The organism is Dietzia sp. 2505 (assembly GCF_040546785.1).
Classification (GTDB): domain Bacteria; phylum Actinomycetota; class Actinomycetes; order Mycobacteriales; family Mycobacteriaceae; genus Dietzia.
The window spans coordinates 1-19,923 of record NZ_JBEPON010000008.1 but is presented as its reverse complement, the minus strand read 5'-3'; the positions used below and the strand labels follow the sequence as shown (position 1 = coordinate 19,923).

At 67.4% G+C, this 19,923-nt stretch carries 31 protein-coding genes; 30 read left to right on the top strand and 1 reads right to left on the bottom strand.

Annotated features, from left to right (window positions below):
• Positions 1-71: 71 nt before the first annotated feature.
• On the top strand, positions 72-1,262 hold the full coding sequence (tuf, locus tag ABIE38_RS14660; RefSeq protein WP_179525927.1) for an elongation factor Tu: 1,191 nt from the start codon (positions 72-74) through the stop codon (positions 1,260-1,262).
• Positions 1,263-1,371: 109 nt separating this feature from the next.
• Here the strand turns inward: tuf and ABIE38_RS14655 are convergent, their stop codons facing one another.
• Complete coding sequence (locus tag ABIE38_RS14655) at positions 1,372-1,644, bottom strand: hypothetical protein (protein WP_354057507.1); 273 nt, start codon at positions 1,642-1,644, stop codon at positions 1,372-1,374.
• Between the two features lie 547 nt (positions 1,645-2,191).
• Between ABIE38_RS14655 and rpsJ the strand changes: the two genes are divergently transcribed.
• The 29 genes from rpsJ (at position 2,192) to rpsD (ending at position 19,780) form a co-directional block, all read left to right on the top strand.
• Positions 2,192-2,497 carry a 30S ribosomal protein S10 gene (gene rpsJ / locus ABIE38_RS14650; protein ID WP_003938093.1) on the top strand — a complete coding sequence of 102 codons (306 nt, stop codon included), beginning with the start codon at positions 2,192-2,194 and terminating at the stop codon, positions 2,495-2,497.
• Positions 2,498-2,549: 52 nt separating this feature from the next.
• Positions 2,550-3,215 (top strand): 50S ribosomal protein L3, encoded by a 666-nt coding sequence (rplC, locus tag ABIE38_RS14645; RefSeq protein ID WP_354057486.1) that lies wholly within the window; start codon positions 2,550-2,552, stop codon positions 3,213-3,215.
• Entirely contained in the window at positions 3,212-3,910 is a 699-nt protein-coding gene (gene rplD, locus ABIE38_RS14640) for a 50S ribosomal protein L4 (protein ID WP_354057484.1), read from the top strand. The genes rplC and rplD overlap by 4 nt, the downstream gene beginning before the upstream one ends.
• Positions 3,907-4,209 carry a 50S ribosomal protein L23 gene (gene rplW, locus ABIE38_RS14635; protein ID WP_179525923.1) on the top strand — a complete coding sequence of 101 codons (303 nt, stop codon included), beginning with the start codon at positions 3,907-3,909 and terminating at the stop codon, positions 4,207-4,209. Before rplD ends, rplW begins: the two co-directional genes overlap by 4 nt.
• A 31-nt stretch (positions 4,210-4,240) precedes the next feature.
• Positions 4,241-5,077 carry a 50S ribosomal protein L2 gene (gene rplB, locus ABIE38_RS14630; RefSeq protein ID WP_107757059.1) on the top strand — a complete coding sequence of 279 codons (837 nt, stop codon included), beginning with the start codon at positions 4,241-4,243 and terminating at the stop codon, positions 5,075-5,077.
• Between the two features lie 14 nt (positions 5,078-5,091).
• Entirely contained in the window at positions 5,092-5,373 is a 282-nt protein-coding gene (rpsS, locus tag ABIE38_RS14625; protein WP_017838195.1) for a 30S ribosomal protein S19, read from the top strand.
• Positions 5,370-5,810: a 50S ribosomal protein L22 gene (gene rplV / locus ABIE38_RS14620; protein WP_354057481.1), complete on the top strand. Its 441-nt coding sequence runs from the start codon at positions 5,370-5,372 to the stop codon at positions 5,808-5,810. The genes rpsS and rplV overlap by 4 nt, the downstream gene beginning before the upstream one ends.
• Complete coding sequence (rpsC, locus tag ABIE38_RS14615; protein WP_179525921.1) at positions 5,811-6,644, top strand: 30S ribosomal protein S3; 834 nt, start codon at positions 5,811-5,813, stop codon at positions 6,642-6,644.
• Between the two features lie 2 nt (positions 6,645-6,646).
• Complete coding sequence (gene rplP, locus ABIE38_RS14610) at positions 6,647-7,063, top strand: 50S ribosomal protein L16 (RefSeq protein WP_017838198.1); 417 nt, start codon at positions 6,647-6,649, stop codon at positions 7,061-7,063.
• Complete coding sequence (rpmC, locus tag ABIE38_RS14605) at positions 7,063-7,293, top strand: 50S ribosomal protein L29 (RefSeq protein WP_017838199.1); 231 nt, start codon at positions 7,063-7,065, stop codon at positions 7,291-7,293. Before rplP ends, rpmC begins: the two co-directional genes overlap by 1 nt.
• Before the next feature lie 17 nt (positions 7,294-7,310).
• Positions 7,311-7,586: a 30S ribosomal protein S17 gene (gene rpsQ / locus ABIE38_RS14600; RefSeq protein ID WP_179525920.1), complete on the top strand. Its 276-nt coding sequence runs from the start codon at positions 7,311-7,313 to the stop codon at positions 7,584-7,586.
• Between the two features lie 197 nt (positions 7,587-7,783).
• Positions 7,784-9,199, top strand: a complete 1,416-nt coding sequence (locus ABIE38_RS14595; protein WP_354057478.1) for an alpha/beta hydrolase — start codon at positions 7,784-7,786, stop codon at positions 9,197-9,199.
• A 145-nt stretch (positions 9,200-9,344) separates the two neighbouring features.
• Positions 9,345-9,713, top strand: a complete 369-nt coding sequence (gene rplN / locus ABIE38_RS14590) for a 50S ribosomal protein L14 (RefSeq protein ID WP_095717592.1) — start codon at positions 9,345-9,347, stop codon at positions 9,711-9,713.
• 1 nt (position 9,714) lies between these two features.
• The gene (gene rplX, locus ABIE38_RS14585; RefSeq protein WP_179525919.1) at positions 9,715-10,029 is read left to right on the top strand and encodes a 50S ribosomal protein L24; all 315 of its coding nucleotides are present in this window, start codon (positions 9,715-9,717) and stop codon (positions 10,027-10,029) included.
• A 2-nt stretch (positions 10,030-10,031) separates the two neighbouring features.
• Positions 10,032-10,604 (top strand): 50S ribosomal protein L5, encoded by a 573-nt coding sequence (gene rplE, locus ABIE38_RS14580; RefSeq protein ID WP_179525918.1) that lies wholly within the window; start codon positions 10,032-10,034, stop codon positions 10,602-10,604.
• Positions 10,605-10,876: 272 nt separating this feature from the next.
• Positions 10,877-11,275, top strand: coding sequence for a 30S ribosomal protein S8 (rpsH, locus tag ABIE38_RS14575; RefSeq protein ID WP_179525917.1), 399 nt, complete (start codon positions 10,877-10,879; stop codon positions 11,273-11,275).
• A gap of 11 nt (positions 11,276-11,286) precedes the next feature.
• Positions 11,287-11,823, top strand: coding sequence for a 50S ribosomal protein L6 (gene rplF, locus ABIE38_RS14570; protein ID WP_354057475.1), 537 nt, complete (start codon positions 11,287-11,289; stop codon positions 11,821-11,823).
• Between the two features lie 2 nt (positions 11,824-11,825).
• Positions 11,826-12,221: a 50S ribosomal protein L18 gene (gene rplR / locus ABIE38_RS14565; protein ID WP_354057473.1), complete on the top strand. Its 396-nt coding sequence runs from the start codon at positions 11,826-11,828 to the stop codon at positions 12,219-12,221.
• A 43-nt stretch (positions 12,222-12,264) separates the two neighbouring features.
• The gene (gene rpsE, locus ABIE38_RS14560) at positions 12,265-12,933 is read left to right on the top strand and encodes a 30S ribosomal protein S5 (RefSeq protein ID WP_354057471.1); all 669 of its coding nucleotides are present in this window, start codon (positions 12,265-12,267) and stop codon (positions 12,931-12,933) included.
• 3 nt (positions 12,934-12,936) lie between these two features.
• Entirely contained in the window at positions 12,937-13,119 is a 183-nt protein-coding gene (rpmD, locus tag ABIE38_RS14555) for a 50S ribosomal protein L30 (RefSeq protein ID WP_017838209.1), read from the top strand.
• Between the two features lie 2 nt (positions 13,120-13,121).
• Complete coding sequence (gene rplO, locus ABIE38_RS14550) at positions 13,122-13,571, top strand: 50S ribosomal protein L15 (protein WP_354057469.1); 450 nt, start codon at positions 13,122-13,124, stop codon at positions 13,569-13,571.
• Between the two features lie 206 nt (positions 13,572-13,777).
• Entirely contained in the window at positions 13,778-15,100 is a 1,323-nt protein-coding gene (gene secY, locus ABIE38_RS14545; protein ID WP_179525913.1) for a preprotein translocase subunit SecY, read from the top strand.
• 49 nt (positions 15,101-15,149) lie between these two features.
• The gene (locus ABIE38_RS14540) at positions 15,150-15,695 is read left to right on the top strand and encodes an adenylate kinase (protein WP_354057467.1); all 546 of its coding nucleotides are present in this window, start codon (positions 15,150-15,152) and stop codon (positions 15,693-15,695) included.
• A 6-nt stretch (positions 15,696-15,701) separates the two neighbouring features.
• Positions 15,702-16,505, top strand: coding sequence for a type I methionyl aminopeptidase (gene map / locus ABIE38_RS14535; protein WP_354057465.1), 804 nt, complete (start codon positions 15,702-15,704; stop codon positions 16,503-16,505).
• Positions 16,506-16,592: 87 nt separating this feature from the next.
• Positions 16,593-17,873 (top strand): lipase family protein, encoded by a 1,281-nt coding sequence (locus tag ABIE38_RS14530; RefSeq protein ID WP_354057463.1) that lies wholly within the window; start codon positions 16,593-16,595, stop codon positions 17,871-17,873.
• Between the two features lie 113 nt (positions 17,874-17,986).
• Entirely contained in the window at positions 17,987-18,208 is a 222-nt protein-coding gene (gene infA / locus ABIE38_RS14525) for a translation initiation factor IF-1 (RefSeq protein ID WP_010541191.1), read from the top strand.
• A gap of 168 nt (positions 18,209-18,376) precedes the next feature.
• The gene (gene rpsM / locus ABIE38_RS14520) at positions 18,377-18,745 is read left to right on the top strand and encodes a 30S ribosomal protein S13 (protein WP_354057460.1); all 369 of its coding nucleotides are present in this window, start codon (positions 18,377-18,379) and stop codon (positions 18,743-18,745) included.
• Positions 18,745-19,152, top strand: coding sequence for a 30S ribosomal protein S11 (gene rpsK, locus ABIE38_RS14515; protein WP_017838216.1), 408 nt, complete (start codon positions 18,745-18,747; stop codon positions 19,150-19,152). The genes rpsM and rpsK overlap by 1 nt, the downstream gene beginning before the upstream one ends.
• A gap of 22 nt (positions 19,153-19,174) precedes the next feature.
• Positions 19,175-19,780 (top strand): 30S ribosomal protein S4, encoded by a 606-nt coding sequence (gene rpsD / locus ABIE38_RS14510; protein WP_354057458.1) that lies wholly within the window; start codon positions 19,175-19,177, stop codon positions 19,778-19,780.
• Positions 19,781-19,923: the final 143 nt, after the last annotated feature.

Below are 19,923 nucleotides of genomic sequence, written 5' to 3'. Positions count from 1 at the left end.
AGTAAGATCAGATCCCACACAAAGCAGTGCCCACCTCGAGGTGGGGACAGACCAGTCCAGGAGGACACACAGTGGCGAAGGCGAAGTTCGAGCGGACCAAACCGCACGTTAACATCGGCACCATCGGTCACGTCGACCATGGCAAGACCACCACCACCGCGGCCATCACCAAGGTCCTGGCGGACACCTTCCCCGATCTCAACGACGCGTTCGCGTTCGACGAGATCGACAAGGCGCCGGAGGAGAAGGCTCGTGGTATCACGATCAACATCTCCCACGTCGAGTACCAGACGGAGAAGCGCCACTACGCGCACGTCGACGCCCCGGGTCACGCCGACTACATCAAGAACATGATCACGGGTGCCGCCCAGATGGACGGCGCGATCCTGGTCGTGGCCGCCACCGACGGCCCGATGCCCCAGACGCGTGAGCACGTGCTGCTCGCCCGCCAGGTCGGCGTCCCCTACATCCTCGTCGCCCTGAACAAGTGCGACATGGTCGACGACGAGGAGATCCTCGAGCTCGTCGAGATGGAGGTGCGTGAGCTCCTCGCCTCGCAGGAGTTCGACGAGGACGCCCCCGTCGTCCACATCTCGGCGCTCAAGGCGCTCGAGGGTGACGAGAAGTGGGTCCAGGCGATCCGCGACCTCATGCAGGCCTGCGACGATTCCGTCCCGGACCCCGAGCGTGAGACCGAGAAGCCCTTCCTCATGCCCGTCGAGGACGTCTTCACGATCACCGGTCGTGGCACCGTCGTCACCGGTCGCATCGAACGCGGCAAGATCAACGTGAACGAGGATGTCGAGCTCATCGGCATCAAGGAGAAGGCCACCAAGACCACGATCACGGGCATCGAGATGTTCCGTAAGCTCCTCGACTACGGCGAGGCCGGCGACAACGTCGGTCTGCTCGTCCGTGGCCTCAAGCGCGAGGAGGTCGAGCGCGGCCAGGTCGTCATCAAGCCGGGCGCGTACACCCCGCACACGAATTTCGAGGGCCAGGCGTACATCCTGTCCAAGGACGAGGGCGGCCGTCACACGCCGTTCTTCAACAACTACCGTCCGCAGTTCTACTTCCGCACCACGGACGTGACCGGCGTCGTGACCCTCCCCGAGGGCACCGAGATGGTCATGCCGGGCGACAACACCGAGATGAGCGTCGAGCTCATCCAGCCGGTCGCCATGGACGAGGGCCTGCGCTTCGCGATCCGTGAGGGTGGCCGCACCGTCGGCGCCGGTCAGGTCACCAAGATCATCAAGTGATCGACTGACCCATCGGGTCGGACGAGTAGTCCGGACCATATGAGGGAGGGGCGCTCCACCGAGAGGTGGGGCGCCCCTCCCTCGTTCGTCGGGGTCGGGGGAGAGACGGCTACCGGCGCCGGCCCATGACGCTCATGGCGACGGACAGCCCGACCGCCGCCATCCCGGCCAGAGCGGTCACGGCCACTGCTGCGACCTGCTCGGCGGTCGCGGCGTGTTCCGGGCGGTGAGGCCCGCCGACGCCGTGTCTGCGATCGACCTCCTCAAGCGCGCGGAGCATCTCGTTCGGGTCGCCACCCTTGTCCGGGTGGTGGCGCAGGACGGCTTGGCGACGATCCCGCTTGTAGGCGGCGGGGTCGCGTGGTTCGCGTCGGCTGTTCACGTTGGGCTCTCCTGGGTGACGAGGCGCATGGGCGCTGATGGCTCGACGCTACCGAAGTCGCGGCACCCGGGGCGCGGCATCCCCGACCGGTCGGCCCCGGCGATTTTGATCCCGTGGGGTACGTGCGGCATACTGGTCGAGTTGCCCGGACAAGGCGGCGAACTCGTGTGGCCCCCGGGCCCCGCGATCGCCGGGTTGGTCGGGCGAGCACGACCGGGGCGGGTGAGAGATCACCCGCCGGAAAAGTGGGAGGGCGACACGCCCGACCGCGTGGACGCGTCGTGACACATCAACAGCGGCAGCGGATCGGTTCCGCCGTCACCCTCGCCCCGCGGGAGTGCGGCACTCCGTCCTCTGGAGGGCTCGTGGTCGTGTCACGTTCGTGAGCGCGCGACGGCGGTCCTCCACGACGAAGCACCGATGCACGTGACCGGGTGGTAGACGGTCAGACGGTGTCACGTATGACAAGCGAACACAGAAGTGTCCCCCGCGCAGCGAGGGCGCTCACGACAGCCGCCTTCACGGGCGGGGGGAGAATGAGGACGAAGTGGCGGGACAAAAGATCCGCATCAGGCTGAAGGCCTATGACCACGAGGCCATCGACGCCTCGGCGCGCAAGATCGTCGAGACGGTCACCCGTACGGGAGCTCGTGTCGTCGGCCCGGTGCCGTTGCCGACCGAGAAGAACGTGTACTGCGTCATCCGCTCGCCGCACAAGTACAAGGACTCGCGCGAGCACTTCGAGATGCGCACCCACAAGCGGTTGATCGACATCCTCGACCCCACGCCCAAGACCGTGGACGCGCTCATGCGCATCGACCTGCCTGCCAGCGTCGACGTCAACATCCAGTGACCTCCGACCGAGCAGCGGTCAGCAAGCAACGTGCAGCGGAGACAGTGAACAGATGAGTACTACCGAGATCAAGGGAATCCTGGGCGCGAAGCTCGGCATGACCCAGGTCTTCGACGAGAACAACCGGGTCGTCCCGGTTACCGTCATCAAGGCCGGGCCGTGTGTAGTCACCGGGATCCGTACAGAGCAGACCGACGGCTACAACGCCGTCCAGATCGCGTTCGGCGCGATCGACCCCCGTAAGGTCACCAAGCCCGTCACGGGCCAGTTCTCCAAGGCGGGTGTGACCCCGCGTCGCCACCTCGCGGAGATCCGGCTGGACAACGCGGAGCAGGCCGAAGGCTTCGAGCTGGGCCAGGAGCTCGGCGCGGACGTGTTCGAGGACGGCGCTTTCGTCGACGTCACCGGCACCTCCAAGGGCAAGGGCTTCGCCGGCACCATGAAGCGTCACGGCTTCCATGGACAGGGCGCCTCACACGGCACCCAGGCCGTGCACCGCCGGCCCGGTTCCATCGGTGGCGCATCCACCCCGGGCCGCGTGTTCCGGGGCAAGAAGATGGCCGGCCGCATGGGCAACGAGCGCGTGACCACCATGAACCTCAAGGTCCACAAGGTCGATGCCGAGGCCGGCGTCCTCCTGATCAAGGGCGCCATCCCGGGTCGCAACGGCGGCCTCGTGATGGTCCGATCCGCAGTGAAGGGCGGTGCGCGCGCATGACCACGACGGAGAACACCGTGAATCTCAAGCTGGACGTCCGTACCCCGGCCGGTTCGGCCGACGGGTCGGTCGAGCTCCCCGCCGCGATCTTCGGCGTCGAGCCCAACCTGGCGCTGATGCACCAGGTCGTCGTGGCTCAGCTCGCCGCGGCCCGCCAGGGCACGCACTCGACCAAGACCCGCGGCGAGGTCCGTGGCGGTGGCCGCAAGCCGTTCCGCCAGAAGGGCACCGGCCGCGCGCGCCAGGGTTCGACCCGCGCCCCCGCCTACACCGGTGGTGGCACGGTCCACGGTCCCAAGCCGCGTGACTACTCGCAGCGCACTCCCAAGAAGATGAAGGCCGCCGCTCTCCGCGGTGCCCTGTCCGACCGGGCCGCAAGCGATCGCATCCACGTGGTCACCGAGCTCGTCGAGGGTCAGACCCCGTCGACGGCGGGCGTGCGGGACTTCCTCGGAAGCCTGTCCGGTCGCAAGAAGTTCCTGCTCGTCGTCGGCCGCGAGGACACCGCGGCGTGGCGCTCGGTGGGCAACCTGGACCACGTCCATCCCATCGCTCCGGATCAGCTGAACACCTACGACGTGCTGCGTGCAGACGACGTCGTGTTCACGGTGGAGGCTCTGGACGCGTTCGTCTCGCAGGCCAGCAAGCGTGCCGCAGGCACGGATAACACCGCCGCGAAGGAGGCCGACAAGTGAGCACCGTCGCCGATCCCCGGGACGTGATCCTCGCCCCCGTCGTCTCCGAGAAGGCCTATGGCCTGCTGGAGCAGGGCGTGTACACGTTCCTGGTCGCCCCGGACGCCAACAAGACGCAGATCAAGATCGCCCTCCAGGAGATCTTCGGCGTCACGGTGGAGTCCGTCAACACCGCCAACCGTCAGGGCAAGCGTAAGCGCACCCGCACCGGGTTCGGACAGCGCAAGAGCACCAAGCGCGCCATCGTGACCCTTGCGGCCGACAGCAAGCCCATCGAGATCCCGGGTCTGACCGCCTGACGGCGGGAAGAGTTAAGGACGAGAGAACCTCATGGCTATCCGCAAGTACAAGCCCACGACGCCCGGCCGTCGCGGCTCGAGCGTCTCGGACTTCGCCGAGATCACCCGCTCGACGCCCGAGAAGTCGCTGCTTCGCCCACTACACAAGACCGGTGGCCGTAACGGTCACGGTCGGATCACCACCCGTCACAAGGGCGGTGGCCACAAGCGCCAGTACCGTGTCATCGACTTCCGTCGTAACGACAAGGACGGCGTCGACGCCACCGTCGCCCACATCGAGTACGACCCCAACCGCACCGCCAACATCGCCCTCCTGCACTACGCGGACGGCGAGAAGCGGTACATCCTGGCCCCGCGGAACCTCAAGCAGGGCATGAAGGTCGAGTCGGGTGTCGGTTCCGATATCAAGGTCGGCAACAACCTGCCGCTCCGCAACATCCCCGCAGGTACGGTCGTGCACGCCGTGGAGCTCCGTCCCGGGGGCGGTGCCAAGATGGCACGCGCCGCCGGTGCCGGGATCCAGCTGCTCGGCAAGGAGGGCGCGTACGCCTCCCTCCGCATGCCCTCCGGCGAGATCCGCCGGGTCGACGTCCGCTGTCGCGCGACGATCGGCGAGGTCGGCAACGCCGAGCAGGGGAACATCAACTGGGGTAAGGCCGGCCGCATGCGCTGGAAGGGCGTCCGCCCGACCGTCCGCGGTGTGGTCATGAACCCCGTCGACCACCCGCACGGTGGTGGCGAGGGTAAGACGTCCGGTGGACGTCACCCCGTCAGCCCGTGGGGCCAGCCCGAGGGCCGGACCCGCAAGCCCAACAAGGCGAGCGACAAGATGATTGTCCGTCGCCGTCGCACCGGTAAGAAGCGTTAAGGAGGGAAACTAGGATGCCTCGTAGTCTCAAGAAGGGTCCGTTCGTCGACGAGCACCTCCTCGCGAAGGTGGACGCGCAGAACGACAAGGGTACTCATCAGGTCATCAAGACCTGGTCGCGTCGCTCGACGATCCTGCCCGATTTCATCGGCCACACGTTCGCCGTCCATGATGGCCGCAAGCATGTGCCCGTGTTCGTGTCCGACTCCATGGTGGGTCACAAGCTCGGCGAGTTCGCGCCGACGCGCACGTTCAAGGGGCACATCAAGGACGATCGGAAGAGTAAGCGCCGATGAGCACTGATACCAGCAAGACCGCCGAAGGCACGGTGCAGGACGAGCAGCAGCTCTCCGCCCGGGCCACCGCCAAGTTCGTCCGCGTCACGCCCATGAAGGCGCGTCGCGTGATCGACCTGATCCGGGGCAAGGACGCCTCCGACGCGTTGGACATCCTGCGGTTCGCCCCGCAGGCCGCCAGCGAGCCGGTGGGCAAGGTCCTCGCGTCCGCCATGGCGAACGCCGAGAACAACCTCGACCTGGATCCCCGGACCCTGGTCGTGTCGGCCGCGTTCGCCGACGAGGGCCCGACCCTGAAGCGGTTCCGTCCGCGTGCCCAGGGTCGTGCGTTCCGAGTGCGCAAGCGCACGAGCCACATCACCGTCGAGGTGACCAGCGTGCCCGAGAAGGCCGGTTCCGCCGGCCGGGGTCGTCGTAACCAGGGAGGTGCCCGCTAAATGGGACAGAAGATCCAGCCGCACGGCTTCCGTCTCGGCATCACCTCGGACTGGACGTCCAAGTGGTACGCCGACAAGCAGTACGCGGACTACGTCGCCGAGGACATCAAGATCCGTCAGCTCCTGTCCAAGGGCATGGAGCGGGCCGGCATCTCGGGCGTGGACATCTCCCGTACCCGCGACCGCGTGAACGTCGACATCCACACCGCCCGGCCGGGCATCGTGATCGGTCGTCGTGGCGCCGAGGCCGACCGTCTCCGTGGTGAGCTCGAGAAGCTCACCGCGAAGCAGGTCCACCTCAACATCCTCGAGATCAAGAACACCGAGGCCGACGCCCAGCTCGTGGCCCAGGGCATCGCGGAGCAGCTCTCGAACCGCGTGGCCTTCCGCCGCGCGATGCGTAAGGGCATCCAGTCCGCGATGCGCCAGCCGCAGGTCAAGGGCATCAAGGTGGTCTGCTCGGGTCGTCTCGGCGGTGCCGAGATGTCGCGTTCGGAGCGCTACCACGAGGGTCGCGTCCCGCTTCACACCCTGCGTGCCGAGATCGACTACGGCACCTACGAGGCCAAGACGACCTTCGGTCGCATCGGCGTCAAGGTGTGGATCTACAAGGGTGACGTGGTCGGCGGGCGTCGCGAGTCCGATCAGTACGCCCAGTCCAGCAACCGCGGCGGTGCCGACCGAGGACCCCGCCGCGAGCGTGGCGCAGGCCGGCCGCGTCGTTCCGGCGCCCAGGGCACCACGGCCACCAGCACCGAGACCGGCCGCGCCGGTTCCGGTCCGGCTGCCGAGGCCCCCGCCCAGGCTCCGCAGAATCAGACCAGGGAGGCGTGACAGTGCTTATCCCCAAGCGCGTCAAGCACCGCAAGCAGCACCACCCCGGCCGTAGTGGCGGGGCCAAGGGCGGCACCAAGGTGACGTTCGGTGAGTACGGCATCCAGGCTCTCGAGCCGGCGTACGTCACCAACCGTCAGATCGAGTCCGCGCGTATCGCGATCAACCGCCACATCAAGCGTGGCGGCAAGGTGTGGATCAACATCTACCCCGATCGCCCGTTGACCAAGAAGCCCGCCGAGGTCCGGATGGGTTCCGGTAAGGGATCCGTCGAGTGGTGGGTCGCGAACGTCAAGCCGGGTCGCATCCTCTTCGAGATGTCGTACCCGAACGAGGAGACCGCACGCGAGGCGCTGCGCCGCGCGCAGCACAAGCTCCCGTGCAAGACCCGTATCGTGACCCGGGAGGAGCAGTTCTGATGGCTAGTGGAACCACCGCCCCCGAGTTGCGTGAACTCGACGCCGATGCGCTCACCGCGCGTCTTCGTGAGGCCAAGGAGGAGCTGTTCAACCTGCGCTTCCAGATGGCCACCGGTCAGCTGACCAACAACCGTCGCCTGCGCGTCGTCCGTCACGACATCGCACGCATCTACACCGTCATCCGCGAGCGCGAGCTCGGGTTGTCGGCGGCGCCGGGTGATGCCAAGTGAGTGACAAGGAAGCAGCCGTGACTGAGGCCAGCGAGAACACCGAGCGCAACAGCCGCAAGGTGCGGATCGGGTACGTCGTGTCCGACAAGATGGACAAGACCATCGTCGTCGAACTCGAGGACCGCGTGAAGCACCCGCTCTACGGCAAGATCATGCGCCGTACCGAGCGTGTGAAGGCACACGACGAGACCAACGACGCCGGTGTCGGCGACCGCGTGCGGATCATGGAGACCCGCCCGCTGTCCGCCACCAAGCGCTATCGCGTCGTCGAGGTCCTGGAGCGCGCGAAGTAAGCACGCCGCTCCACTCTCACCGCCGGCCCGGCCCCGATTACTCGGGGCCGGGCCGGCGGCGTATGAGGATGTAACAAAATCCTAGTCTTGATTCGACAAGTCAGTATTGTGTCATCGGCTACCGAGCCGGAGTTCACCCTGCGGCCCGGGGCGTCAGTTCCCGTGGTCCGCGTCGCGCACGAGGACAGGATCGGGATATGACGAGAAGGCCGGATATCGATCGGGACGGACGCCGCACCGAGGGCCACGGGGGAGCGCGCCGACGCACCCGCGTCGCCCTCCGTTCGACGGCCGTGTCCGTGGCGGCCCTGCTGATCGGGGCCGGTGCGGGTGCGGGGACGGCCGGGGCGCAGAGCCTCGATCCCGGATCCCTGGTGCCGAGCGTCGCACCGGGCAGTCTGTTCGGGGTCCCGTCGCTGAGCGTCGCCGCCCTCACGCAGTTGGGCGCTCCCATCCCGCTGACGTCCGTTCTCGGTTCGGTCGCCGCGGCCGGGTCCGGTGACTTCCCCCGCCCCGGCAGCTCCCAACCGCCCTCGGGGCCGGTCTCCACGCGCGACGGTTCCATCACCCAGACGACGGTGCGGTCCATCGCACCGCTGTTCCCGGGGTCGTTGAACCCCGTCGATCGTCGGGCGGAGGTCTGGACCGTCACGTCGGCATCGATGCAGCGGACCGTCCGGGTCGAGGTGTACCGGGCGCCGGACGGCGTGGACGCCCCGAACGTGTATTTCCTCGACGGCGTGGGGAGCGAATCCCCGTCGGGGTGGAGCACCGGGATGGGCTGGGGGGACCCGGCGCTGCGCGACCGCGCCGTCAACGTGATCGCGCCCACGGGTGCCCCGGCCTCCATGTGGTCGGACTGGCAGGCCGACGACCCGGTCCTGGGGCCGAACATGTGGGAGACCTTCCTCATCGACGAGCTCCCACCCCTCCTCGAGCAGGGCCTGACCGGTTCGGCCGCTCCGCTCGCGCACAACGGCAGTTGGGGTGTGATGGGCCTGTCGATGGGCGCCTCCGCGGCCGTTCACCTGGCCAACACCAACCCGGGGATGTTCGACGCCGTCGCCGGGATCAGCGGCGCCTACTCCACGACCGACGAGCTGGGTTACCAGTACGCGCGGTTGACCGTGGCCGCGCGGAACGGCGACGCCACGAACATGTGGGGCCCGCGGGGGTCCCAGGCGTGGCGGGACCACGACACCGTGGCCGACCCGTCCGGGCTCGCAGGCAAGACGGTGTACCTCAGTGCCGCCACGGGCCGGGTGGGCTCGGCCGAGCTCGGGCACTTCGGCAGCAACGAGATGATCCTCGTGGACGGGCACGTCCTCGAGAAGGGCTCCTACGAGAGCACCAGGAAGCTCGAATCCACCCTGGCCGATGTCGCCGGGGTCGACCTGCGGATGAACTACATGCCGACCGGGATCCACAACTGGCCCGTCTTCGTGACCCAGATGCAGCCGGGGATGGATCACATCCTGTCCGGTCTGGCGCCGGCGGTCCCGAGCCTCCGTGCGGCGGCCGGGGGAGTGGACCCGGGCTCCGCCGGCTCGGGGTCGCTGGGTTCGGCGGGGTCCCTGGGGTCGACGGGCTCGGCCGGTTCCCGCGGCAACTGAGAGCGATTTGGGGCTCGGGCGTCGGGACCCCTACACTGGAACAGTTGCCCGTGGTAACCGCGTCGCGAGACCGGTGCGGGTGACGTGGCCGCGTGTGTCGGGTCGGAATCCGGCACACATCTGAACAAGCCTGGTCAGGAGAACCATGATCCAGCAGGAGTCGCGACTCAAGATCGCCGACAACACGGGTGCCAAGGAGATTCTCTGCATCCGCGTTCTCGGCGGATCCAAGCGTCGCTACGCAGGCGTGGGCGACATCATCGTCGCCACCGTCAAGGACGCCATCCCCGGTGGCAACGTCAAGAAGGGTGAGGTCGTCAAGGCCGTCATCGTGCGCACCGCCAAGGAGCGCCGTCGCCCGGACGGCTCGTACATCAAGTTCGACGAGAACGCCGCCGTCATCATCAAGAACGACAACGACCCGCGTGGAACCCGCATCTTCGGGCCCGTCGGTCGCGAACTGCGCGACAAGAAGTTCATGCGCATCGTCTCGCTGGCTCCGGAGGTGCTCTGACATGAAGGTCCACAAGGGCGACACGGTGCTCGTCATCGCGGGCAAGGACAAGGGCGCCAAGGGCAAGGTCATCCAGGCCTTCCCCGCGCAGGAGAAGGTCCTCGTCGAGGGCGTGAACCGCATCAAGAAGCACACCGCCAACTCGGCTGCCGAGCGTGGTGCCTCCTCCGGTGGCATCGTCACGCAGGAGGCCCCGATCCACGTGTCCAACGTGATGGTCGTGGACGCGGACGGCGCCCCGTCGCGCGTCGGAATCCGCACCGACGAGAACGGTAAGCGCGTCCGGGTCTCGCGCAAGACCGGGAAGGACCTGTGACCATGACCGAAACCGCACTTCCCACCGGGTACACGCCGCGTCTCAAGGCGCGGTACAGCGCCGAGATCAAGCCGGCCCTGAACGAGACGTTCGAGTACGCGAACGTCATGCAGATCCCGGGCGTCGTCAAGGTCGTCGTCAACATGGGTGTCGGTGACGCCGCCCGTGACGCCAAGCTGATCAACGGCGCCATCACCGACCTCACGCTGATCACCGGCCAGAAGCCGCAGATCCGCCGGGCACGCAAATCCATCGCGCAGTTCAAGCTCCGCGAGGGGATGCCGATCGGCGCGCGTGTGACGCTGCGCGGTGACCGCATGTGGGAGTTCCTCGATCGTCTGACGACGATCGCCCTCCCGCGAATCCGCGACTTCCGTGGCCTGTCGGGCAAGCAGTTCGACGGTCACGGCAACTACACCTTCGGACTCAACGAGCAGACCATGTTCTACGAGATCGACGTGGACAAGGTCGACCGCCCCCGCGGCATGGACATCACGGTCGTCACGACCGCGACGAACGACGAAGAGGGTCGGGCGCTGCTCAAGCACCTCGGCTTCCCCTTCAAGGAGGACTGACCTCACGGGTCAGGGCCGGACCGGCCGTCCGCGCCGGGGCACCGCATCAGCGGGTCCCCGGCGACGGGCAGACGGCCCAGCCGTCGGGTCGTGGGTGGCGAGAAGAGCGCCACGCGCGGCGGGTCCCCCGGTGATCGACGACGATCGGCGGGCCCCACACAACAGAACATTCGAACTCTTCGTGATAGGCCCACGACGGACACAGCCGGCCCACAGGTCGACCGCATCCGTGCTGCATGGGAACCGTGACGAGAAAGGAACATGGTAAATCCATGTCGATGACCGACCCCATCGCGGACATGTTGACGCGTGTGCGTAACGCCAACTCGGCGTACCACGACACCGTCTCCATGCCGCATTCCAAGATCAAGGGCAACATCGCGGCGATCCTCAAGCAAGAGGGTTACATCACCGACTACGCCGTCGAGGACGCCGAGGTGGGCAAGAAGCTCACCATCGACCTCAAGTACGGCCCGTCGCGCCAGCGCAGCCTGCAGGGCATCAAGCGAGTCTCCAAGCCGGGTCTCCGCGTGTACGCCAAGTCCACCGGCCTTCCCAAGGTCCTCGGAGGACTGGGTATCGCGATCATCTCGACCTCCCAGGGTCTGCTCACGGACCGTCAGGCGAACTACAAGAAGGTGGGCGGGGAAGTCCTCGCCTACGTCTGGTAAGGGGGCGAGAAATGTCACGAATCGGCAAGGCTCCGATCAACGTTCCGTCCGGCGTCGACATCAAGGTCGACGGCCAGACCATCACCGTCAAGGGTCCCAAGGGTGAGCTCACCCAGGACCTTCCCGCACCGATCACGGTGTCGGTCGAGGAGGGCACCATCACGGTGAACCGTCCCGACGACCACCGGGACAACCGGTCGCTGCACGGTCTCTCACGCTCCCTGGTCAACAACATGGTCGTGGGTGTCACCGAGGGTTACGTGCAGAAGATGGAGATCTTCGGCGTGGGTTACCGCGTCGTCGCCAAGGGCAAGGACCTCGAGTTCGCCCTCGGCTACTCGCACCCCGTGCCGATCGCGGCACCCGACGGCATCACGTTCGCCGTCGAGGGCGCCACGAAGTTCTCGATCTCCGGGATCGACAAGCAGCAGGTGGGCCAGATCGCCGCCAACATCAAGCGGCTGCGGAAGCACGACCCGTACAAGGGTAAGGGCATCCGTTACGAGGGCGAGCAGGTCCGTCGCAAGGTCGGAAAGACGGGTAAGTGACCATGAGCAGTACAAAGAAGCGTTCCCCGCTGGGTACCGACGTCTCGACAGCACGTCGTGTCGGCCGTACCCGGCGCCACTACCGCCTCCGCAAGAAGGTCGCCGGTACCCCCGAGCGTCCGCGGTTGGTCGTCAACCGGTCCTCGCGCCACATCCACGCCCAGATCATCGACGACCTGGCCGGCCGCACGCTGGCCGCCGCGTCGACGATCGAGGCCGATGTGCGCTCTCTCGAGGGCGACAAGAAGGACCGCAGCGCGAAGGTCGGCCAGCTCCTGGCCGAGCGCGCCAAGGCCGCCGGCATCGACGCCGTCGTGTTCGACCGTGGTGGCAACAAGTACCACGGCCGGATCGCGTCCCTGGCCGACGCCGCCCGCGAGGGTGGGCTGGAGTTCTGATGACCATGACCACTGCACTGACCCTTAACGGAAGGACCGTCTGATGCCGGGACGTCAGCGTCGTGACGGCGGAAGCACCGGGCCCGCCGCGGACAACAAGACCACCACCAACGACAACGCCCAGGGCGGCCGCAGCGGCGGCGCCGGGGGCCGTGGCCGTGGCGGAAACGATCGCCGCGGTGGCCGCGACGACGAGAAGTCGCAGTTCATCGAGCGCGTCGTCACCATCAACCGTGTGTCCAAGGTCGTCAAGGGCGGTCGGCGATTCAGCTTCACCGCCCTCGTGATCCTGGGTGACGGCAACGGCATGGTCGGTGTCGGCTACGGCAAGGCCAAGGAGGTGCCGGCGGCGATCCAGAAGGGGTCGGAGGAGGCCCGGAAGAACTTCTTCCGCGTCCCGCTCATCGGCTCCACCATCCCGCACCCGATCCAGGGTGAGGCCGCCGCGGGCGTCGTCATGCTCCGTCCGGCCTCGCCGGGTACCGGTGTGATCGCGGGCGGCGCGGCGCGTGCCGTGCTCGAGTGCGCCGGCGTGCACGACATCCTGTGCAAGTCGCTGGGCTCGGACAACGCCATCAACGTCGTCCACGCCACCGTGACCGCGCTCAAGGGTCTCCATCGTCCCGAGGAGGTCGCGGCCCGCCGTGGCCTGCCCATCGAGGACGTCGCGCCCGCGGGCATGCTCCGCGCACGTGCCGGACAGGGGGCGTAGATCATGGCCAACCTCAAGATCACCCAGGTCCGCGGCACGGTCGGGACCAAGCAGAACCAGAAGGACTCCCTGCGGACGTTGGGACTCAAGGGCATCCGGAAGACGGTCGTCCGTGAGGACAACGCTCAGACCCGGGGTCTCATCAACGTCGTGAACCACCTCGTCGTGGTCGAAGAGACGGAGTGAGCATGACCATCAAGTTGCATCACCTGCGCCCGGCACCCGGCGCCCACACCGACAAGATCCGCGTGGGTCGCGGTGAGGGCGGCAAGCGGGGCAAGACCGCCGGTCGCGGTACCAAGGGAACCAAGGCACGCAAGAACGTCCCCGCGGCGTTCGAGGGTGGCCAGATGCCGATCCACATGCGTCTTCCGAAGCTCAAGGGCTTCAAGAACCGCAACAAGGTCGTCTTCCAGGTCGTCAACGTGTCCGACATCCAGCGGTTGTTCCCCTCCGGTGGGCAGGTCGGCGTCGCCGAGCTCGTCACCGCGGGGGCCGTCCGCAAGAACCAGCCGGTCAAGGTCCTGGGCGACGGGGACATCTCCGTGGCCGTGACCGTGGCCGTCGACAAGGTGTCCGCCTCGGCGAGAACCAAGATCGAGGCCGCCGGCGGAAGCGTGTCGGAGGCCGGGGCCTGAGTCCCCGACCGGCCCCCGACGGGGCCGGATGACGGGTGCAGGGGTCGGGTCCGAGAGTCTCGGATCCGGCCCCTGCGCTCATCTTGATACAGTTTTTCTTGTTGTGCGTTCGGGGTGCGGCACCACTGCCGTCGGTCTGACCCTCCCTGCGCATCATGCATTCGACGAAGGCGGCGGCTACGGGCCGTCCATGACCAGGAGGACATGTGCTCTCCGCACTCGCGTCCGCGATCAAGGACACGGATCTGAGGAAGAAGATCTTCTTCACCCTCGGGATCATCATCCTCTACCGCATCGGCGCGCAGATCCCGTCGCCCGGTGTCGACTACCCCAAGCTCCGGGGACTCCTCGACACCGCGATGACCGGGGACAACGCGCAGTTGTACTCCCTGGTCAACCTGTTCTCCGGCGGCGCACTCCTGCAGTTGTCCGTGTTCGCGATCGGCATCATGCCGTACATCACGGCGAGCATCATCGTGCAGCTGCTCACCGTGGTGATCCCCTACTTCGAGCAACTCAAGAAGGAGGGGCAGTCCGGTCAGGCCAAGATGACGCAGTACACGCGTTATCTCACCATCGCGCTCGCCGTGCTGCAGTCCGCCGGCATCGTGGCGCTCGCCGACCGGGGCCAGCTGCTCGGCAACGGCGAGTCCGTCCTCATGGACGGTGACATCCTCACCCTGGCCACCATCGTCATCGTGATGACCGCCGGCGCCGCCCTCGTCATGTGGTTCGGTGAGCTCATCACCGACCGTGGCGTCGGCAACGGCATGTCGCTGCTGATCTTCGCCGGCATCGCCTCGCGTATCCCCGCCGAGGGCGTCAACATCTACCAGAACTCCTCGACGCTGAAGTTCGCCGCGGTCATGTTCGCCGTGGTCCTGATCGTGGTCGCGGTCGTGTTCGTCGAGCAGGGCCAGCGCCGCATCCCGGTCCAGTACGCCAAGCGCATGGTCGGGCGTCGTCAGTACGGCGGCACGTCGACCTACCTGCCGCTCAAGGTCAACCAGGCCGGCGTCATCCCCGTGATCTTCGCGTCGTCCATGATGTACGTGCCGATCCTCATCACCCAGCTGATCCAGGGACCCGAGCCCGCCGCGGACGGGTTCTGGCAGCGCTACGTCATGCAGTACCTGCAGAACCCCTCGAGCTGGGGTTACATCCTGCTGTACTTCGCCCTGATCATCTTCTTCGCCTACTTCTACGTGGCCATCCAGTTCGATCCGATGGAGCAGGCCGAGAACATGAAGAAGTACGGCGGCTTCATCCCGGGCATCCGCCCGGGTCGCCCGACGGCCGAGTACCTCGGCTACGTGCTCAACCGGATCCTGCTGTTCGGTTCCCTCTACCTCGGGTTGATCGCGGTGCTGCCCAACGTCTTCCTCGACATGGGTAGCGGGGGTGGAGACATGCAGAACATGCCGTTCGGTGGCACCGCTGTGCTCATCATGGTGTCGGTGGGTCTCGACACCGTGAAGCAGATCGAGGCACAGCTCATGCAGCGCAACTACGAGGGCTTCCTCAAGTAGTCGCCCGCACCCCCGAGCACATCACACTGTAGAAAGGCTGGTCCTCACCATGCGTCTCGTCCTCCTCGGCCCCCCCGGCGCCGGCAAGGGAACCCAGGCGGCCCTGCTGTCGGAGAAGCTCGGGATCCCGCACATCTCGACGGGTGACCTCTTCCGGGCCAACATCTCCCAGGGGACGGACCTCGGCAAGGAGGCCAAGTCCTACATCGACGCCGGGAACCTCGTTCCCGCCGACGTCACCAACCGGATGGTCGAGGCGCGTATCGGTGAGCCCGACGCCACCGAGGGGTTCCTGCTCGACGGCTACCCCCGCAGTGTCGAGCAGGCCGACGCGCTCAAGGGAATGCTCGCCGAGGCGGGCCAGGAGCTCGACGCCGTCATCGAGTTCAAGGTCGACGAGGACACCGTGGTCGCGCGGATGCTGGCCCGCGGTCGTGAGGACGACACGGAGGACGTGATCCGCAACCGCATGGCGGTCTACCGGTCCGAGACAGCCCCCCTCCTCGAGTACTACGGCTCCGACGTCACGACCGTCGACGCCGTGGGCGAGGTGGACGAGATCAACGCACGGGCCCTCTCCGCGCTGGATCGCTGAGCCGTCGTGTTCGGTCGGTCGCGCACGAGCGTGGTGACGGCGCGCACGCCCGGTGAGCTGGACGCGATGGAGGAGGCCGGCCGGATCGTCGGTCGCGCGCTCGTCGCCGCCCGTGAGGCCGCCGTGCCGGGTGCCACCACCGCGGATCTCGACGCTCTGGTCGACCAGCTGATCCGGGACTCCGGCGCGGTCCCGTCGTTCAAGGGGTACGAGGGGTTCCCCGGGTCGATCTGCTCGTCCGTCAACGAGGTGGTCGTACACGGGATCCCGGGACCCACCACCGTGTTGCGGGAGGGCGACCTGGTCTCGGTCGACTGCGGCGCGGTGCTGGACGGGTGGCACGGCGACTCCGCCTGGACCTTCGGCGTGGGCGAGTTGGAGTCCCAGGTGGCCCTTCTCAACCAGGCGACGCGGGAGGTGCTCGAGGAGGGCATCCTCGCCATGAAGCCCGGTAACCGCCTGACGGACGTCTCGCACGCCCTGGAGACCGCCACCCGACGCGCGGAGCAGCGTCTCGGCGTCACCCTCGGGATAGTCGACGGGTTCGGCGGGCACGGGATCGGGCGTGAGATGCACGAGTGGCCGTTCCTCGCCAACGAGGGCAAGCCGGGCAAGGGGCCGCGGCTCCAGGAGGGGTCCGTCCTGGCCGTCGAACCCATGCTCGTCCTGGGTGGCGAGACCGACACCCGCACCCTGGCAGACGACTGGACGGTCGTCACGGTGGACGGGTCGCCGTCGTCGCACTGGGAGCACACGGTCGCGGTCACCTCCGACGGCCCCCGCGTGCTCACTCTGCGGCCCACGGGCTGAGCGGGGTCGCGGGGGACCGGTGCCGGGCCCCTCGGGCCTCAGGTTAGAGTGTTCCCACTGTTGACCACCGGCCTGAAAGGTCAGGGCATGCTCGTACACCCCCACGTGCGCCGAACCACGATCACACCGACGCGCACGGCTGTGGCGGCTGTCCTGGCGATGGTGGTGATCGTGGCCCAGCTGGCGGGACCGACCCCGTCCGCGCGGGCGCAGTCGCTGATGGAGGGCGGGCAGGGGTCCCTGATGGAGGACCCCCAGCCCGCGCCGTTCTATCACGCGGACCCCGCGGTGCTCGCCGCCGCAGGTCTCGGGCAGGTGATCAACACCCGGGTCGTGACGATGCCGGCGTTCCTCGGGTACGAGGTGACGGAGATCGCGTACCGATCGACCGACACCCGGGATCGTCCGATCCTCGCGACGGCGACGGTGGTCCGGCCGCCCCACGCGCGTCCGAACGGTCCGGTCCTGAGCTACCAGCACTACCTGAACGCTCTGGGGCAGAGCTGCGCCCCCACGGAGACCCTGGTCAACCCGACTCTCGAGACGGTGCAGGACAACGCGATGGCGTTCCTGCGCGTCCGGCTGGACCAGGGCTGGACGGTGCTCATCCCCGACCATCTCGGGCCCAAGGTCGCCTACCCCGGGGGGCAGCTGTCCGCGCGGATCGTGCTGGACGGGATGCGGGCCGTGCGCGACGACCCCCGGTTCGACGCCCGACACAGCCGGTTCGGCGCCCTGGGGTACTCGGGTGGCGGGATCGCCAGTGCCTGGGTGTCGCTGATGCACGACGACTACGCACCGGACGTCAACCTGGTGGGGGTCGCCCAGGGTGGCATCCCGACGGACATGACGACGATGGCGCGGATGATCGGCAACTGGCCGCACCCGGCGTTCGGGTTGGCCTTCGCCGCCGCCGTGGGGATGGCGCGTGAGTATCCGGAGGACATCCGGCTCGAGGAGAAGCTCACCCCCGAGGGATGGGCACTGTTCGAGCGGATGAAGGGCAGGTGTACGGCCTCGCTGCTGGTGTTCGGTGCGTTCCGGTCCGTGCCCATGGTCCTCGAGGGGGGAGACCTGCTCGCGGAGGAGGGCCTGATGCGGGCGTTCGCGGAGAACAGCGTGCGCCTGTCCCCGGACGTCCCCCGGGTGCCGGTCTTCATGTGGCATTCCCGCACCGATCCGCTGGTGCCGTTCTGGGACGCGGAGGAGACCGCCACTCGCTATTGCCGCGAGGGGACCCCGCTCACGTGGGAGCCGGGGATGGCGCCCGAGCATCTCATCGGCGCGGTGGAGAAGTTGCCGGCCGCGATGAACTGGCTGCAGCAGCGCTTCGACGGGGTCCCGGCGGGACGCGCCTGCTACGTGTGAGCGCCGATTGGCACTAGAACGACCACTGACGTAGGCTTATACGTCGGTGTGCCCACCAGTGCACCAGAATCCGGTAGACGACATCCGGGGAATCGTGGAGGACCGTAACCAGCATGGCAAAGAAAGACGGAGCCATCGAGGTCGAGGGCCGAGTTGTCGAGCCGTTGCCGAACGCAATGTTCCGCGTCGAGCTCGAGAACGGACACAAGGTCCTCGCGCACATCAGCGGGAAGATGCGGCAGCACTACATCCGCATCCTCCCCGAGGACCGGGTGGTCGTCGAGCTGTCGCCGTACGACCTCACGCGCGGTCGGATCGTCTACCGCTACAAGTAAAACGCTCAACTCCCCGAACCAGCCGCCTCTCAGTTTCTGGGCGAGGCGGGTTCCACACCCCTGGATGCGGAGGCCAGGGCCCCGGACGGATGCTCATCGTGAGATGACCGTGCGCCAGCGGGGACGGTCGGGGAGCAGACCTACCGCACGACGAAAGAGAAACGCCACATGGCACGTCTAGCCGGCGTTGATCTCCCACGTGACAAGCGTATGGAGATCGCGCTCACCTACATTTTCGGCATCGGTCGCACCCGGGCCGTCGAGATCCTCGAGCGGACCGGCATCAGCCCGGATCTGCGCACCAAGGACCTCACCGACGAGCAGCTGACCGTCCTTCGTGACGACATCGAAGGCAACTACAAGGTCGAGGGTGACCTCCGCCGTGAGGTCCAGGGCGATATCCGCCGGAAGATCGAGATCGGCAGTTACCAGGGCATCCGCCACCGCCGGGGTCTCCCCGTCCGCGGCCAGCGGACCAAGACCAACGCCCGCTCCCGCAAGGGCCCGAAGAAGACCGTCGCCGGAAAGAAGAAGTAATGCCCCCCAAGTCACGCGCTGCGGGCCCCAAGAAGACGGGCCGTCGCAGGGAGAAGAAGAACGTCGCTCACGGCCAGGCCCACATCAAGAGCACGTTCAACAACACGATCGTCTCGATCACCGATCCGTCCGGTGCCGTTCTGGCCTGGGCGTCCTCGGGCCACGTCGGTTTCAAGGGCTCGCGCAAGTCGACGCCCTTCGCCGCCCAGCTCGCCGCCGAGAACGCGGCCCGCAAGGCGCAGGAGCACGGCATGAAGAAGGTCGACGTGTTCGTCAAGGGCCCGGGTTCGGGTCGCGAGACCGCCATCCGTTCACTCCAGGCCGCCGGCCTGGAGGTCGGCACGATCTCCGATGTCACCCCCCAGCCCCACAACGGCTGTCGTCCGCCCAAGCGGCGTCGAGTCTGAGCCGGAAGGAACGTAGAGAACCATGGCACGTTACACCGGCCCCGTCACCCGCAAGTCCCGCCGTCTGGGCGTGGACCTCGTAGGTGGGGACACCGCATTCGAACGTCGGCCCTTCCCGCCCGGTCACCACGGCCGCGCGCGGATCAAGGAGTCCGAGTACCGCACCCAGCTGCAGGAGAAGCAGAAGGCCCGCTTCACCTACGGCGTGATGGAGAAGCAGTTCCGTCGCTACTACGCCGAGGCTCACCGCCGTGGCGGTAAGACCGGCGAGAACCTCCTCCAGCTCCTGGAGTCGCGTCTGGACAACGTCGTGTACCGCGCGGGCCTCGCGCAGACGCGTCGCCAGGCACGTCAGCTCGTGAACCACGGCCACTTCCGGGTCAACGACCAGAAGGTGACCATCCCGAGCTACCGGGTGTCGCAGTACGACATCATCGACGTCCGTCCCAAGTCCACCAAGATGGACTGGTTCGAGATCGCCCAGGAGACCCTCGGCGAGCGTCCCGTCCCGGCGTGGCTGCAGGTCGTCCCCACGACGCTCCGCATCCTCGTGCACCAGCTTCCCGAGCGCGCGCAGATCGATGTGCCGCTGCAGGAGCAGTTGATCGTCGAGTTCTACTCGAAGTGATCTGTCCTCCCCCGTCGCGGGGGGGGGGGGGCCCCGCCCCCCCCCCCCCCCCCCGGGGGGGGGCCCCCCCCCCCACCGCGGGGCGCCCCCCAAGGAAAAGATGGGAAAAGATCAAAAAAAAGACCCCCCCCCCCCCCCCCCAG